Genomic DNA, 18,503 nt, shown 5'->3' on the forward strand with positions numbered 1-18,503 from the left:
AAATCTGTAGCTACCTTCAGGCCGGGATCTCCCGGCTTTTTTTTGCGTTTTTTTGTCAAGAAACCGCTATTTTGGTCATGAAGTGACTTTCCCTGAGGGGTATTCAGCGGCGTTGAAACGCATTCTGGCGACCGCAGCATACCCTTGCATCAACAAGAAATTAACATCTATAAAAAAACAACCAAAAATGAGCAACCTGATATTATCGGTCTGTTAATACGAAATGTAAATTTGATGTAAATCAATTTATGTAAGCTAACTCTATGAATTATCGATCTTCGACGTTTTCGTTTTTAGCGCAGATATTGTCATTTTCTCCTAAGTTACTGTCACCACTTTGCTTTTTCGTAACATGTCTTTAACACAAAATCGTTGGTGAGGTTAATTTTTATCTGGTAGGATTTTTCTTACAAACAGGTAGGAAAAAGCATCCTGGTTATTTGCGCCGCTGAATAAAATAAGTCATATTTAATTCGTTGGTTATTTTTTCAAATCGCCGGAAGCCTAAAGGAAATAGCTATTCGATTATGGGTTTCATTTATTCATGGGAAGCGAAAGTGCGAAGAAAAAACACTCATTGATAGTTGAAGAAATCAGATGGTGTGCTGGTAAGAAAATGAATCGGCCACGCAATAATAAAATCTTTGTCTTTTTATATATTTAATACGCTCAATTTATTGGGCTGCTTAGTCATATCCGCCAATCTGCAGGCGGAGCTTTTGCCGCATCTCTGTATTTATTTTGAGTAGAAGGATCTTGCGATTATGGCCCATTTTTATTCTCTGTCAGGCGTCATTTTCGCCCTTATTTGTATCGGGGCCAGCGCGGGTGGAAATGCCGCCCCTGCGCCGGAGTGGGCCGCTGCCCCCGGCGTTGCTCAGGCCACCAGCCTGACGCTCGGAGAGAGCATTTTGTTTGCCCTGGACAGAGATCCTGCGGTTTCCCGGCAGGCTGCGCAGCTCGGCATCGGCCAGGCACAAATCGACCAGGCCCGGAGCGCATGGTTCCCGCAGGTTTCTCTTAGCGGCAGCACCGGCCACTCCAGCACCACTGACTCCAGCGGTTCATTAAAAAATTCGGCTGCTTACGGTCTCAGTCTTACCCAGCTGGTGTATGACTTCGGCAAAACCAGCAGCAATATTAGCCAGCAGCAGAGCCAGCGGGAAAGCTACCGTTACCAGTTGATGGCAACGTTAACCGAGGTGGCGGAGAAAACCGCCCAGACGTATATCGAGGTCAAGCGCTACCAGGCGCTGATTGCTGCCGCCGACGAGGGCGTTGCCGCGCTGCAAACCGTGAACAACATGGCGAAGCTGCGTGCTGACGCCGGGCTTAGCTCCAGCTCGGACGTGCTGCAAACCCAAACCAGGATAGCGGGTATGCGCTCGACGCTGGAACAATATCAGGCCGCCTTACAGAGCGCGAAAGCGCGGCTGGTGGTGCTGACAGGAGTGAAAGCCGCTCAATACCAGCCGCTGCCGATGAAGCTGGCGCTGGAGCAGGAGCCGCTCGACAACATTGACTACTCGATTATCCCGGCGGTACTAGCGGCTGAAGCCATGCGCAACTCCTCGGATTATGCCGTCGATAAAGCAAAGTCCGGCCACTGGCCCACGTTAAGCCTGAGGGGCGGGCGCACCCGCTATCAGTCCAACAATAACGCTTACTGGGACGATCAAATTCAACTTAATGTTGATGCCCCAATCTATCAGGGGGGCGCCGTTTCGGCCCAGGTTGAGCAGGCTCAGGGCGCGCGGCGTATTGCTACCTCGCAGGTAGAGCAGGCCAAATTTGACGTGTTGCAGAAGGCCTCGGTAGCGATGGCGGACTGGAGCGGTGCCAGAGGCCGGGAAGAGGCCGGAAAGCTACAGCTGGACAACGCCCGCCGCGCCCGTGAGGTTTATAAAAACGAATACAAGCTCAGCAAACGCAGCCTCAACGATTTATTAAGCGTGGAGCAGGACGTTTTTCAGGCGGCGTGGGCACAAATTAATGCCGATTATGACGGCTGGCTGGCAGCGGTAAATTATGCCGCCGCCGTAGACAATTTATTGCCGCTGACGGGGATTGAAAAAAACGCCGCATCGAAATTACCTGAATTGAAATAAATACCAACAGAGCAGCAAGTTAGCGATAACTGAAAAAATAAGTTGATGTGAAATGAGATCCAGATTTCTCAGGGATACGCACATTCAAAAATAAGCGTATATGCCCCGTTTCGGCATATTTAAGGAGAAGTGCTATGAGTAAAGTTGTTGACGTTATTTCGCGCAAAAATGCAGAGAAAACAGTATTAACCAGCGACGGCAATCTTTCCGTTTCGCTCTCTTCCCCGTCGATCATCCAGGTTCACGGCAGCGCCCAGGACGTGGCTCGCTATGTGCGCCAGGGTAAAGACCTGCTGATCTACATGAAAGACGGCAGCGTGATGCGCTGTAACGGCTATTTCGCGGAAGAAGAGGGGCAGTCCGGCCGCCACTCTGAGCTGGTATTCGACGACGGCAACGGGCTTACTCATATCACTTTCGACGACGCGGGTGCGGCGCTGGGCGGCCAGGTCATCGAGCTTACGGCAACGGCTATGCCGATTGAGTCCGTACAGCCTCTGCTGGATGGCTCCGTACTGAGCGATGTTCCCTGGGGCTGGGTTGCCGGTGCTATTGCCGGCGGCGTCGGGGTTGGCGCACTGCTCGCTCACGGCGGCAGCGACAAAAATCACACCGAAATAATCGATAATACCAAAGAGGTTGAGAGCGCAAGGCCGACCTTTGCGGTGACCGATAACAAAGGCGACAGCAAAGGGCTGCTGAGCAGCAATGCGGTCACCGATGACGCCACGCCAACCTTTAGCGGCTCCGGCCAGCCGGGCGCGACGATTCAAATCAAAGACGCTAACGGCAATACCATCGCCAGCACCATGGTAGATAAAAACGGTAGCTGGAGCGTGCTGCTCGGCGAACAGCCTGACGGCACCCATACCTACAGCGTAGTGCAGATTGACGGCAGCAAAGTCAGCTCTGCGGGCGACATCACGCTGAATATTGTCACCGCAGAGGCCGCCATCGACGTCGCCGTTACTGCCGACAAAAACGTCATTAACTCGGCCGCTCAGGCAAATGATCTGCTGTTAAGCGGCAGCTCAAAAGAGCTGGCAGCGGGTACGGCATTAACCGTGACCCTTAATGGTAAAACCTACGCAACCACCGTTAACGGGGACGGCAGCTGGAGTCTCAACGTTCCTGCAGCGGATGCAAAAAACCTGGCCGACGGCAGCTGGACGGTTGCCGTAAGCGGCAAAGATGCCGCCGGGAATACCATCTCCGCCAGCCAGACGATTGTCGTTGATACCAAAGCGCCAGTTCTGACGGTAGATACCGTTGCCGGGGACAATATTGTTAACGCGGCGGAACACGGCGGCTCTGTCATCGTCAGCGGTAAAACCGACGCTGAAGCGGGACAAACCGTAACCCTGAAACTGAACGGCCTGACTTACACAGCCGTAGTCGGCGCGGACGGCAGCTGGAGCCTGGAGCTCCCCGCCGCCGATGTTCAGGCCATGGTGGACAACAACTACACGCTTAACTTCAGCGTCAGCGATAAAGCGGGCAATACCACTAATACCAACACTTCGCTTCTGGTAGACACCACTCCGCCAGAGGCCAGCGTCAATACCGTTGCCGGTGACGACATCCTCAGCGTGACCGAGCAGGGGCAGGCACAGATCGTCTCCGGCACCAGCCGCGGCGCGGCAGAGGGCGATAAGATAACCGTCTCCGTGGGCGGCGCAACCTACGGCACTACCGTTAAAGCAGACGGCAGCTGGAGCGTGGGCATTCCTAAAGAAGTTGTTTCCTCGCTACCGGAAGGCCAGAACACTATTACGGTGACCATCACCGATGCGGCAGGCAACAGCGCCAGCGTAAACCATGATATTACCGTTAGCTCCACGCCTCCGTCGTTTAGCTTCGACGCCATAAGCCACGATAACGTACTCAACGCCAGCGAGGCCGGGCAGCCGCTTACCCTGAGCGGCACCAGTAACCTGCCGGACGGCAGCGCGATTACCGTTACGCTTAACGGCGTGAACTATGCGGGCGTGGTGAACCATGGCGCGTGGAGCGTAGAAGTGCCTGTCACCGATGTGGTTAAGCTCGGCGATACCAACTACACCCTCAGCGTTAGCGGCACAGACAGCAACGGCAATACCGGATCGGCGGGTGCGACCTTGCTGGTTGATACCGCGCTGCCGACGGTGATTATTTCTGCTTTTGCCGGGGATAACCGGGTTAACAACAGCGAAATAGATAACGATCAGCTGCTTAGCGGCCGGGTCACCGGGGCGCACGAAGGTGATACGGTCACCATTAAACTCGGCGGAAAAACCTATACCGCGACGGTGCAAAACGATCTGAGCTGGAGCACCACGGTGCCTGCCGCTGACTTAAAAGCGCTGGGCGACGGCGATGCGTCTATCGTTGCCTCCGTGACTAACGGGCACGGAAATACCGGCAGCGGCAGCAGCGAAATTAACATTAACGCCCAGCTTCCGGGGCTGCGCATTAACACCATCTCCGGCGACGACGTGATTAACGCCATCGAGCAGCACCAGGATCTTACCGTGACGGGCAGCAGCGCGAATCTTAGCGCCGGAACCACCATTACGGTGCGGATCAACAACATTGACTACCAGGCCGTGGTTAACACAAACGGCAGCTGGCAGATTGGCGTTCCCGCCGCTGATTTAGCCTCCTGGGCAAACGGAAAGCTGAGCATTGTTGCCAGCTCCGCAGACGAATGGGGCAACCCGGCAGTGATGTCCCGCGAACTGGAAGTTGACCTGAATTCGGTGGCAATAACCGTCGAAGCTGTCACCGGCGACGATATGCTAAATGCGGTCGAGAAGGCGGCAGACCTGACGCTCAACGGTAAAACCCAGGGCGTTGAGCCAGGGCAGACCGTGGTTATCAAATTTGCCGGTCACACCTACACCACGACGGTGAATGAAGACGGCAGTTGGAGCTACACGGTTCCGGCTTCTGATATGGGCGCAATGATTGACGGCCGCGCCGAAGTGTCCGTTAGCGTGACTAATACTAGCGGTAACAGCGCCAGCGGGGCGCGTGAAGTGCTGGTGGATACTCAACCTCCGGCCATTACCTTAAACAGCATCACCGCAGATAATATTCTTAACCACGCCGAGGCGGCGCAGGATCTGGCAATTACCGGCACCAGCACCGCCCAGCCGGGCCAGACGGTTACCGTCATTCTCAATAAGCAAAGCTACACCGGGCAGGTTCAGGCGGACGGCAGCTGGAGCGTCACCGTTCCGGCGCAGGATCTGGCCAACCTTCACGATGGCAGCTGGTCGATAAGCGCCAGCGTCAATGACGTTGCGGGCAACCCGGGCAGCGCCAGCCACGGCATGCTGGTGGATACCACGGTGCCGGTTGTCACTATCAACGCCTTTGCAGGCGACAACATCATTAATCAGCTTGAGCATGGCCAGGCGCAGATGCTTACCGGCAAAGCGACCGGCGCGGCGGCTGGCGATGCGGTCAAAATCACCATCAACAACGTTGAATATACGACGGTGCTGGATGCCAGCGGCAACTGGAGCCTTGGCCTGCCAGCCGATGTCATCGGCGGCCTGGCCGACGGCAAATACAGCGCAACCGTAGTCGTTACGGATAAAGCGGGTAACAGCGGCAGCGGCGCGCTTAACTTCGAAGTGGCGACCGGGCTACCGCAAATCAGCATCGACACCGTTGCTCAGGATGACGTGGTTAACGCGGCTGAAAAAAGCGCTTCACTGGTCGTCCGCGGTACCAGCGATCAGCCTGATGGTACGGGGGTCACCGTCACGCTTAACGGCGTGAACTACAGCGCCACCGTGAGCGGCAATCGCTGGAGCGTAGAAATCCCCGCCCAGGACGTTGCTAAGCTGGGTGAGGCTAACTACACCGTCAGCGCGGCGGTCACGGATGCCAGCGGCAACGGCAATTCCACCAGCCACAACGTGCTGGTAGACAGCTCGCTGCCGATTGTGCTGATCGATACCGTGGCGGGCGATAACACCGTCAATCTTGCTGAAGTGAACGCCGGGCAAACCCTGCGGGGCAGCGTGATGAACGCGAAGGCCGGTGACACCGTGACCGTGCTGCTGGGCGGCAAAAGCTACAGCGCCGTGGTTCAGGACGACCTCAGCTGGAGCGTGCCGCTGTCGAAAGAGATTCTTACCGCGCTGGGCAACGGCGAGCTAACGGTTCATGCCTCGGTGACTAACGGACACGGCAACACCGGCAGCGCGGAGCGCGATATCACTATCGACGCTCAACTTCCGGGGCTGCGCATCGACACGGTTGCGGGCGACGATATTATTAACCTCGCGGAACACGGCCAGAATCTGATAATCAGCGGCACCAGCAGCTATCTCACGGCAGGTAGCGTCGTCACCGTTACCCTGCATGGCAAAAATTACCCGGCCACGGTCAATGCCGACGGCAGCTGGAGTGCGGCGGTGCCTGCCGCCGACGTTGCCGCCTGGCCGGATGGCGTGCTGACGGTCACCGCTTCCGCCAGCAGCAGCGCCGGAAACCCGGTCAGCATCGACAGCATCGTGGATGTAGACCTGGCTCCGGTTTCAATCAGTATTAATAGCGTCACGGCGGACAACGTGCTGAACGCCGCCGAGAAGGGCGCCGATCTTCTGCTCTCCGGGATGACCACTAATGTGGAGCCGGGGCAGACCGTGACGATTACCTTCGCCGGGCACAGCTACACCACCACCGTTAACGATAACGGCACCTGGAGCTTTAGCGTTCCGGCGGCGGACATGGCTAAGCTCAAAGACGGTGATGCACAGGTCACCGTTAGCGTCAGCAACGCCAGCGGTAACCCGGCGAGCGCCGGGCAGGAATACAGCGTTGACACCAGCGCTCCGCTGCTGACCATCGATCCGCTGAGCGACAACAATATCCTTAATGCGGCAGAAGCGAAGCAGCCTCTGACCATTACCGGGAGCAGCACCGCCGAGCCGGGCCAGGAAGTGACGCTTACCCTGAACAACATCAGTTACAGCGCAAAAGTTGGGGCCGATGGCCGCTGGAGCATCACCGTCCCGGCAGACGCGCTGGCGGCGCTTAGCGACGGGAATGTCACGGTTCATGCCACGGTTGCTGACAAAGCCGGCAACCCGTCAAACGCCGACCGCAGCATGCTGGTAGATATCACCGAGCCGAAGCTGACGATTGAAACCGTTGCGGGCGATGACACCATTAACGCTACGGAACACAACTACGCGCAAACCATCAGCGGAAGCAGCACCGGCGCAGCCGCCGGGGACGTTGTGACCGTAAAAATTACTAACGATTCCGGCGTTTCATTCAGCTACACCACGACTCTGGACAGCAATGGCGACTGGAGCGTAGGCATTCCTGCTGCCGTGATTAAAGGGCTGGCGGACGGAAGCTATACGCTCACCGCCAGCGTTACCGATGCTGCGGGCAACACCGGCAGCATCACGCATGGCATAACGGTGAATACCGCTCTGCCGACGATCGATATCGCAACGCTTGCGCACGATGATGTGATCAACGCGGTTGAAAAAGGTCAGGATCTTCAAATCTCCGGCACCAGTAATCAGCCAGCGGGCACCGTCATCACCGTCACGCTAAACGGCGTGAACTATCAGGCCATCACCCGGGATGACGGTAGCTGGAGCACTACCGTGCCCGCTTCTGCGGTAGGCAAGCTGGGCGAAGCTAACTACCAGGTTAGTGCAAACGTGACCGACGCCAGCGGCAACAGCAATAGCGCCAGCCATAACGTGCAGGTAGACAGCGCGCTGCCTACGGTAACCATCAACAGCGTTACCGCCGACAATATCCTCAACGCCAGTGAAATCGCCAGCGGCCAGACCCTCAGCGGTACGGTGACCGGTGCCGCATCAGGTGACGTTGTCACTATTAATCTCGGCGGCAAACTCTACCAGGCGATTGTGCAGGATGATTTGAGCTGGAGCCTCCCGGTTTCTAAAGAGATCCTTACGGCGCTCGGCAACGGTGATTTGACGCTGACGGCTTCGGTTACCAACGGCCACGGCAATACCGGCAGCGGCAGCCGCGATATCGCTATAGATGCCAATTTACCGGGGCTGCGTGTGGATACCGTGGCGGGTGATGACGTGATAAACGCCATCGAGCATGCCCAGAACCTGATTATTACCGGCACCAGCACCGGCCTGAAGGCCGGGAGCGCGGTGACCGTCACCATAAACGGCAAAGATTATGATGCCACCGTTCGGGCAGACGGCAGCTGGCAGGCCGCCGTGCCGGGCAACGAGGTTAGCCAGTGGAATGAAGGTTCCATTAGCATCGAGGTAAAAGGCAGCAGCAGCGCGGGTAATGATGTCGCCATCCAGCACCAGGTCGTTGTTGATTTGAGCGAGGTGGTTATCAGCATCAACACCGTTTCAGGTGACAACGTGCTGAACGCCGCCGAGAAAGGCGCCGATCTGCTGCTTTCCGGCAACACGCAGAATGTGGAAGCAGGCCAGACGGTAACCATCACTTTTGGCGGCCACACCTACACCGCTACCGTGCAGCCTGACGGCAGCTGGAGCCACAAGGTTCCTGCCGCGGATATGGTAGCCCTGAAAGACGGCGATACCAGCGTGCAGGTCAGCGTGACCAACAATAACGGCAACACTACCGGCGCGGCACAAAACGTCAGCGTGGATACGCTTGCCCCTACGGTCACGCTGGACCCGGTAAGCCAGGACAACCTGCTGAATGCCGCCGAGGCGAAGCAGGCGCTGGTTATTAGCGGCACCAGTTCCGCAGAAGCGGGCCAGACCGTTACCGTGAAGCTCAACGGCAAAGATTACGAAGCGAACGTTAAGGCCGACGGCAGCTGGAGCCTGACGGTGCCGGCGGAAGATGTCGGTAAGCTGGCCGACGGCAATATTGTCATTACGGCAAACGTGGAAGACCGCGCGGGCAACGCTGGCTCGGCCAGCCGCGACATGCTGGTTGATATTACCGTTCCAAAAGTCACCATCGGCGCGATTGCCGCAGACGATGTGATAAACAGCGGCGAGCACGGGCAGGCGCAGATTATCTCCGGCACCAGTACCGGCGCGGCGGCGGGTGATATTGTCACCGTGACGCTGGGTAATAAGAGTTACACCGGCGTGGTTGACGCGGCGGGCAACTGGAGCGTGGGCATACCGCGCGGGGATATCGGCGCGTTAGCGGACAGCGGCTACACCGTTACCGCTTCCATTACCGATAAAGCGGGCAACACCGGCGACAGTTCGCGCGAAATTACCGTCAACACGGCCGCTCCGACCCTGGCGATAGATACCATCGCCGGAGACAATATTCTTAATGCCGACGAAAAAACCGGCGACGTAGTTATCAGCGGCTCATCGACCGGGCTGGCTCCTGGCGCTCTGGTAACCGTAACCCTTAACGGCAAAAACTATGCCGCAACGGTTGATGACCAGGGCAAATGGACGACGACCGTTCCTGCGCAGGATGTCGCTCATCTCGGCGAAGCTTTCTACGAGGTTTCCGTTAGCGCCAGCAATGCCGTAGGGAACAGCGGCGGCCAGACCAGCACGCTGGAAGTGGCTTCGACGTTGCCGGGCGTAACCATCAATGTTGTTGCTACAGACGATGTTATCAACGCGGGCGAACTGACCGCGGGGCAGATAATCAGCGGGCGAGTCACCGGCGTGCAGGCCGGAGCGGACGTTACCCTCAATATCGGCGGCGTTAACTACACGGCAAAAGTTCAGGATGATCTGACCTGGAGCCTGCCGCTGGGTAAAGACGTACTGGAAGCGCTGGGCAACGGCGATCTTAAAATCAACGCTTCGGTGACCGACGGCGCGGGCAATACCGGCACCGGATCGCGCGAAATCACCATTGATGCCGCGCTGCCGGGGCTGCGTATTAACACCATTGCCGGGGATGACGTTGTTAACGCCATCGAACATGGCCTCAATCTGATTATCAGCGGCACCAGCTCCGGCCTGAGCGTGGGCAGCGCGGTGACCGTAACGGTCAATGGCAAAGAGTATGGCGCGGTGGTCAGCGCTGATGGCAGTTGGCAAACCGTCGTCCCGGGCAATGAAGTTAGCCTGTGGGCCGCCGGGGATATTACCGTTTCAGCTAAAGGCAGCAGCGATACCGGCAACCCGGTATCCATCGACCATACGGTGAATGTTGATCTCAGCGCCGTGGCGATTTCCGTCAACCAAATTGCCGGGGATGACGTGCTGAACGCCGCCGAGAAAGGGGCGGATCTGCTGTTGTCCGGCACCACGCAGAATGTGGAAGCGGGGCAAACCGTCACGATTACCTTTGCGGGGCACACCTATACCACTCAGGTACAGGCGAACGGCAGCTGGGAATTTACCGTTCCAGCCGGTGATATGAAGGGCCTGAAAGACGGCGACACTTCGGTTGAAGTTAGCACGGTGAACGTTAACGGCAACGGCGCTTCTGCGGGGCGCGAAATCAGCGTCGATACCGCAGCGCCGACGCTGCAAATCAACGTTATTGGCGGAGACGACGTGCTGAACGCCGTCGAAGTCGGGCAGCCGGTGGTCATTACCGGCACCAGCAGCGCCGAGGCGGGGCAAACCGTCACCGTGGTGCTGAACGGCGAAAGCTACACCGGCACCGTGCAGCCGAACGGCTCGTGGAGCGTAACCGTGCCAGCGGACAAAGCCTCCGCGCTTGCCGACGGCGTATATACCGTAGCGGCCAGCGTCAGCGATGCGGCAGGCAACGGCAGCACAACCAGCCATAACGTGAAGGTGGATGCTACCGTGCCGTCCGTCGGCTTCAACACCGTGGCGGGCGACGATGTGATTAACCTTGCCGAACACGGCCAGGCGCAGATAGTTTCCGGCACCAGCAGCGGCGCGGCGGTGGGCGATAAAATCACCGTCACCCTCGGCTCTGAAAGCTGGACTACAACCGTTGACGCCGCAGGCAACTGGAGCATAGGCGTCCCGGCGGAAGTGGTGAGCCAGCTTGCCGACGGCAAAGTGACAATAACCGCCAGCCTGACCGATTCGGCGGGGAATACCGGCGGCGGAAGCCACGAAGTGCTGGTTAATACGGGCCTGCCGTCGGTTAACTTCAACGCCATCAGCGGCGACAACGTGCTTAACGCGGTGGAAAAAGGCGAAGCTCTTACCCTGAGCGGAACCAGCGCCAACCTTGCGGCGGGAACCCGTGTAACCGTCACGCTGAACGGCAAAAACTACAGCGCCACTACGGATGCAGACGGCAACTGGAGCCTTGAGGTTCAGCCCGGCGATCTGGCCGCGCTGGGTGAAGCGAATTATACCCTGAGCGCCACGGCGACAAATTCCGTCGGCAACAGCGCCAGCGCTAATGCCAATCTGCTGGTGGATACGGCGGCCCCGGCCGTCACCATTAATGCGATAACCGCTGACAACGTGCTGAATGCGGCTGAAGTTGCCGCCGGGCAGACGCTGAGCGGGAAGGTAAGCCATGCTGCGGAAGGTGACGTTGTCACAATTATGCTGGGTGGGAAAAGCTACACCGCAACGGTCAAAAGCGATCTGAGCTGGAGCCTCGAACTCCTGGCGGACGTGCTGGCCGCGCTGGGTAACGGCAAGCTGACGGTGAGCGCATCGGTCACCAACGGCCACGGTAATAGCGGCTCCGCCGAACATGATTTTGCTATCGACGCCGGCTTGCCTGGCATCCGCATCGACACCGTGGCGGGCGACGACGTTATTAATGCCATCGAACACGGACAGAATCTGATCGCCAGCGGCAGCGCCAGCGGCATGGCCGCGGGCAGCACCGTCACCGTAACTATCGGCGGCAAAAACTATCTGGCGACCGTTAGCGCCAGCGGCGTCTGGTCTGCGGCAGTACCGGCAAATGATGTAAGCCTTTGGCCAGCGGGCGATGTTACCGTCAGCGCGGCAGGCAGCAGCAGCGCGGGTAACCCGGTTTCCATCGATCATATCGTCAAAGTAGATCTCAGCCCGGTAGCCATCAGCGTGAATAGCATTACGGCCGACAATGTGCTGAATGCCGCAGAGAAAGGCGCAGACCTGCTGCTTTCCGGCAGCACTCAGAACGTGGAAGCCGGACAAACCGTCACGATTACCTTCGGCGGGCGCAGCTATACCACTCAGGTTAAAGACGACGGCAGCTGGAGCTACAGCGTTCCGGCGGGTGACCTCAGCGGCCTGAAAGATGGCGATGCTTCGGTAAAAGTTAGCGTTTCGAATGTGAACGGTAACGGCGCATCGGCAGAGCGTGAATATAGCGTGGACGCAAGCGCCCCAACCCTGACAATCGATACGGTTGCGGCAGACAACGTGATTAACGCGAAAGAAGCTGGAACCGGCGTAACGGTAACCGGTAGATCAAATGCGGAACCGGGCCAGACCGTTACCCTGACGCTGGATGGAAAAACACATACCGGCGTTGTGCAGGCGGACGGCAGCTGGAGCATCACTCTCGATGCAACGGCTTTGGGTGCGCTGGCGGACAATAATTACCAGATTAGCGTCAGCGTTAACGATGCGGCTGGCAACGGCACAACAAGCAGCAAGAGCATCACGCTGGATACCACCGCGCCGACAATCAGTTTCAACCCGATAGCGGGCGATGACATTATCAACCTGAGCGAGCACGGGCAGGCGCAGATTATCTCCGGCTCCAGCAGCGGCGCGGCTCCGGGGAATACAATTGTTATCACCCTCAACGGCATCAAATACACCACAACGGTGGATGCCAGCGGAAACTGGAGCGTCGGCGTTCCGGCATCGGCCATCTCCGCTCTGCAAAATGGCACCGCCACCGTCAGCGCGGTCTTGACCGATGCCGCAGGTAACGAGGGCAGCGCGTCGCATAACGTGCTGGTAAGCGCTTCAACCGTCGGGCTGACTATCAACACCATCAGCAATGATGACGTGATTAACGCGGCCGAAGCCAGCCAGAGTCTGATTATCAGCGGTGGCAGCAGCGAACTGGCAACGGGGACGCAGGTTACGGTCATCCTGAACGGCGTGAGCTATAGCGCTACTATTCAGGCGGGCGGCGGCTGGTCGGTTACCGTTCCGGCGGAGCAGGTGCAGAATCTGACGCACGGCAGCGGCTACACCGTGACGGCTTCGGCCACCGACAGCGCCAACAATTCGGCTTCAGCAAGCCATAACATCAGCGTGGATACCTCCGCGCCAATTATCACTATCGCTGACCTGTCTGGCGATAATGTGATTAACGCCGTGGAGCAGCAGCAGCCGCTGACGATCCGCGGAACCAGCAGCGCGGAAGTTGGGCAAAAAGTGACGGTAACCCTGGGCACTGAAAGCTACGAAACCACCGTTCAGGCGGACGGCAGCTGGAGCCTTACCGTACCTGCCCAGGACCTGGCGAAACTTGCCGAGGGCGACTTTATCGTTAATGCCGCGGTAAGCGATAAAGCCGGTAACCCAGGCAGCGCGGACCGCACCCTGACGGTGGACACGGTGGCGCCAACCATCACCTTCAATAAGGTGGCGGGCGACGACATCATTAACAGTGGCGAACAGCAGGCGGGCCAGGTCATCAGCGGCACCACCAGCGCACAGCCGGGCCAGACCATCACCGTTACCTTCAATAACCATAGCTACACCGCTAAGGTTGGCGACGGCGGCAGCTGGTCGGTTACCGTTCCGGCGCAGGACTTCCTCGGCGCGGCGGACGGCAGTTATGTTATTTCTGCCACCGTCAGCGACAAGGCGGGCAACGGCGGCAGCGGCAGCACTCAGGTCACCCTGAGCGGCGAAGTGCCGACCATTAGCGTAGGCACCTTTGCCGGAGACGATATCGTCAGTGCCGCGGAGCACGGCACGCCGTTGGTAATCGGCGGGACAACCAATGCTCCTGCCGGGCAAACCGTGACCATCACGCTGAACGGACAGACTTATAGCACTACGGTACAAAGCGACGGCAGCTGGAGCTACACCCTCGGCAGCAGTGCGGTAACCGCTCTGGCAGACGGCGGCTCGTATGTGATTCACGCCAGCGTCAGCAACAGCATCGGCAATAGCGCCGGGGCCGACCGCACCATTACCGTGGATACCACGCCGCCGCAGATGAGCATTACTATTGATGCGCTGCAAAACGATACCGGGCTGAGCGCCACGGACTTTATTACCGCCGATAACAAGGTGGTGGTGAAAGGCTCGCTGGGCGCAGCGCTGGGCAATAATGAGAAGGCACAGATAAGCCTCGACGGCGGCGCAAGCTGGATCGATCTGGTGGTTAACGGCACCGCATGGAGTTTTGCGGATGGCCGCACGCTGCCGGACGGCACGGTAACCTATAACGTTCGCGTGATAGACAATGCGGGCAACGTAGGCGCGACCGCCGCGCAAAATGTGGTTATCGACACCGTCGCCCCTGATGCAAGCAAAACCATCACCGTGGAAGCCGTTTCCCGCGATACCGGCCTGGACGCACATGACTTTATCACCAGCGACAATACCCTGACGCTAAGCGGTAAACTTGGCGCGCCGCTGGCGGCCGGGGAGCACGCGCAGATTAGTATTGACGGCGGTAAAACCTGGGTTGATGTCAGCATCAGCGGCACCAGCTGGAGCTATATCGATGGCCGGGTCCTCGCGGACGGCGATTATCTTTATCAGCTTCGGGTTATTGATGCCGCGGGCAATATCGGCTCAACCGCAAGCCAGCTGGTAACGGTGGACACCGTAGCGCCTGACGCCAGCAAAACCGTCACTATCGACAGCATCAGCGACGATACCGGGCTGAGTAACAGCGATTTTGTTACCAACGATACTTCGCTGACGCTGCGTGGAACCGTGGGCGCCGCGCTGCTGGACGGCGAGTATGTCCAGATAAGCCTCGATGGCGGAACGACCTGGCAGACGGTGACTACGCTCGGAACCAGCTGGTACTTCAACGACGGAAGAACCCTTAGCGACGGCACTTATCAATACATCGTGCGCGTGGTGGATGATGCCGGAAACGTCGGGCAGAGCGCTTCGCAGCAGGTGACGGTGGATACCGTCGCCCCGGATGCGGCGATAACGATTACCGTCGATAGCATCAGCAACGACAGCGGTTTCAGCGGCAGCGACTTTATCACCAACGATAATACGCTCACGCTGAACGGCAGCCTGGGCAAGGCGCTCGGCAGCAACGAGTTCGTTCAGATAAGCCTGGACGGCGGCTTAACCTGGGTTTACGCCACCTCCGTGAGCGGAACCAGCTGGCACTACACTGACGTGCGGGTTCTGGCTGACGGAAATCACACTTACCAGGTTCGTGTGGTCGATCTCGCCGGGAACGTGGGTGATACGGCCACCCAGACCGTGACCGTTGATACCGTCGCGCCTGTCTACGGGATTACTATCGACAGCATCTCCGAAGACACCGGGCAGAGCAGCAGCGACTTTATCACCATGGATACCACGCTGACCCTGAACGGTACGCTGGGCCATACGCTGGCAAGCGATGAGCGAGTGCAGATAAGCCTGGACGGTGGCAAAAACTGGGTCGATGTCGTGGTTAACGGCACGGCGTGGCACTACGTTGACGGGCGCACGCTTGCCGACGGGGATTACCTCTACCAGGTTCGTATTATCGACCAGGCCGGAAACGTTGGCTCAACCGCCAACCAGACCGTCACGGTTGATACCCTGGCGCCGGACACGCTCGGCACTATTGTGAGCTACACCGATGATACCGGCGAACGTACCGGTAACTTCGACGGCAGCTATCCGACGGATGATAACTCTCCGGTGCTTAACGGCACTCTGAATCATGCGCTGGCGGACGGCGAAATAGCCCAAATTTTCCGCGACGGCGTGCTGGTGGGCAAGGTGACTATTACCGGCGGAACCAACTGGACGTTTGCGGATTCCGGCCTGCTGGACGGCAATTACAACTATGTGCTGCGTATCACCGACAAAGCCGGGAACTACACCGACTCGAACAAGTTTAGCCTGACGGTAGATACCTCGATACCTACCACCAAAGCGCTGGTTGACGGCCTGACGACGACGGACACCACGCCGATTATTACCGGCACCGTAAATGCCGATTTGGTCAACGGGCAGTATGTGGTTGTCACGGTAGACGGCAAAACCTACAGCTCTGAACGCGGCGGCGCGGTGGTGGTCGATCCTTCGTCTAACACCTGGTATTTGCAGATCCCTGACGGAAATGCCCTGGGGCTGAAAAGCTATGACGTAACGGCGCAGGTAATGAGCAGCGCGGGTAACGGCAACAACGCGGGTCTAACGCACGGCACCGTCGTGGTCGGCGCTGAGGCATCCATGACGCCGGGCTGGTCCTTCACCAGCGCAACCAACGCTTATTCAGCAAGCTATATGCTGGATACGGACGGTATGTGGACGTTTGCCAGCAACCAGCAATTTGCCTCCGCTAACGACCGCAACAATTACAGCGTCAGCGGCAACTTCATCATGACCGGGAGCTACACCACCGGCGCCTATGCTGACATCAACCGCGATGGGCTGGCAGATATGCTGGTGGAAAGCACCAACTATAGCTACATCGCCCAGTTGATAAACAACGGCGACGGGACCTATACGTCGACCAGCACCGGCAGCAGCGCGGCGGTTGGCGCACTGCTCTGGTACGGCGCGGTGGTGGCGATTGATTTCCAGGGCGACGGCTACGTTGACTTTGTGATGGGCGACGCGGGCGGGCCGGACTCCAGCACCTTTATGAACAACAACGGCGGCAAGCTGACGGGCACATCCGGCAGTGGAACCTACAGCAACTTCGTGACCGGCGCAAAAGTGGGTAACTACAACAGCCTGATTGAAGCTTCCGGCGTTGACCTGAACAACGATGGCATGGTGGATATTGCCCAGCACACCACCAACGGCGGCAATAACTACGCGCTGTCCACCATGTTCAGCAAAGGTGATGGGACGTTTACCTGGAGCCAGAACTTCATTAACACCATGTACAGCGCAACCGGCTCTGCGGCGGCGAGTAATGCGGTCAGCATGACCTGGGCCGACTTTAACGGCGACGGTTATATGGATCTGTATATGGGCATGTCCCGCGCGGGAACCGGCGGCTTGCTGATGCTGAACGACGGCAAGGGCAATTTGCAGACCGGAACGGCGGTAGGCACAGAGAAGTATAACGGCACCGTGAGCGTGGCGGTGGACTGGAACCTCGACGGCAGGATGGACATCATCAAGCTGGCGAATACCGGGCAGTCGTACATTTACACCAACGACGCGCTGCCGGGTGCGGCGAGCTTTACCTCATCTAAGTTTGGATCGGCCACCGCCAGCCAGGTTTCCGGCGCGGCGCTGGTGGATTACGACTGGGATGGTGCGCAGGATCTGCTGATCTTCCGCCAGAACGGCAGCGTAGTGCTGGAGCGCAACACCAACACCGTTGCGCCGGGTACGGCTATCCACCTCAAAATAGTCGATGGCGAAGGGATGAACGTCTTCTACGGCAACACCGTGAAGCTGTACAACTCCGCGGGCGTGCTGGTGGCAAGCCAGGTGATTAACGCCCAGTCGGGCATCGGCATTAACGATGCTTCGGCGCTGGTGAGCTTCTACGGTTTGAGCCCGTCAGAAACCTACAGCGCGGTACTGGTGCGCGCCATTAACGGCGTTTCCAGCAACGAAACGTGGGACGGGTTAACCGCCGGAGACGGAAAAGAAAGCTATGCCCTGACGGCAGACGCTGCAACCGGTATTCACGGCGGAACCCTGACCGGAACCGGCTACAACGATACCTTTGTCGCCGCACAGGGAACCTACGTCTACAACGGCGGCGGCGGATGGGAAACCTCTTCGGATCACCAGACCTGGAGCACAACCGGCGGTATGGATATTGTTGACTTCAAAAACTCCACCGTTGGGATCAATGCGGATCTGAGTAAAACCGGCGCGCAAAACACCGGGTTTAACACCGCAACCTTCACCAATATCGAAGGCATTGCAGGCTCTGACCACGATGATGTGATAACCGGAAACAGCGGGAATAACGTCTTCGAAGGTCGCGGCGGCAACGACATCTTCAATATCGGCAACGGCGGCCACGATACGTTGTTATACAAGTTGCTGAATAACGCGGATGCGACCGGCGGGAACGGCAGCGATGTGGTTAACGGCTTCTCGGTTGGCACCTGGGAAGGTACCGCAGACAGCGACCGTATCGACCTGCGCGAACTGTTGCAGGGCAGCGGCTATGCCGGAGATGGCTCGGCGCATTACATCAACGGCGTGGCGCAGCTGGGCGCGGGGGCAGGCAATATCGGCGATTACATCAAAGTGGTGCAGAACGGCAGTAATACCGAAATCCAGATCGATCGTGACGGCAAGGGAGGAACCTTTGACCCAACTACGGTCGTCACGCTCAACGGCGTGCAGACCGATCTGGCTACGCTACTGGCCAACCACCAGCTGTTGGTTATCTAGCGTAACAGGCCCC

Annotated in this window: 2 protein-coding genes; both read left to right on the forward strand. The window is 58.1% G+C overall.

Going from position 1 to position 18,503, the window contains the following annotated elements; all coding sequences use genetic code 11:
- Positions 1–764: 764 nt before the first annotated feature.
- Complete coding sequence (locus tag ACG1VR_RS10995; protein ID WP_016536617.1) at positions 765–2,108, forward strand: TolC family outer membrane protein; 1,344 nt, start codon at positions 765–767, stop codon at positions 2,106–2,108.
- A gap of 134 nt (positions 2,109–2,242) precedes the next feature.
- A complete protein-coding gene (locus ACG1VR_RS11000; protein WP_395490927.1) occupies positions 2,243–18,490 on the forward strand; it encodes an Ig-like domain-containing protein in 16,248 nt (5,415 codons plus the stop codon).
- The last annotated feature ends 13 nt before the right edge of the window (positions 18,491–18,503 follow it).

The sequence above is a fragment of the Cedecea davisae genome (genome assembly GCF_044095835.1).
In the GTDB taxonomy this organism is placed as follows: domain Bacteria; phylum Pseudomonadota; class Gammaproteobacteria; order Enterobacterales; family Enterobacteriaceae; genus Cedecea; species Cedecea davisae.

Excerpts from the sequence above, each read along its gene's own strand:
- ACG1VR_RS11000 (WP_395490927.1), top strand. The coding sequence starts at position 2,243 with ATGAGTAAAGTTGTTGACGTTATTTCGCGCAAAAATGCAGAGAAAACA.
- ACG1VR_RS10995 (WP_016536617.1), top strand. The coding sequence starts at position 765 with ATGGCCCATTTTTATTCTCTGTCAGGCGTCATTTTCGCCCTTATTTGT.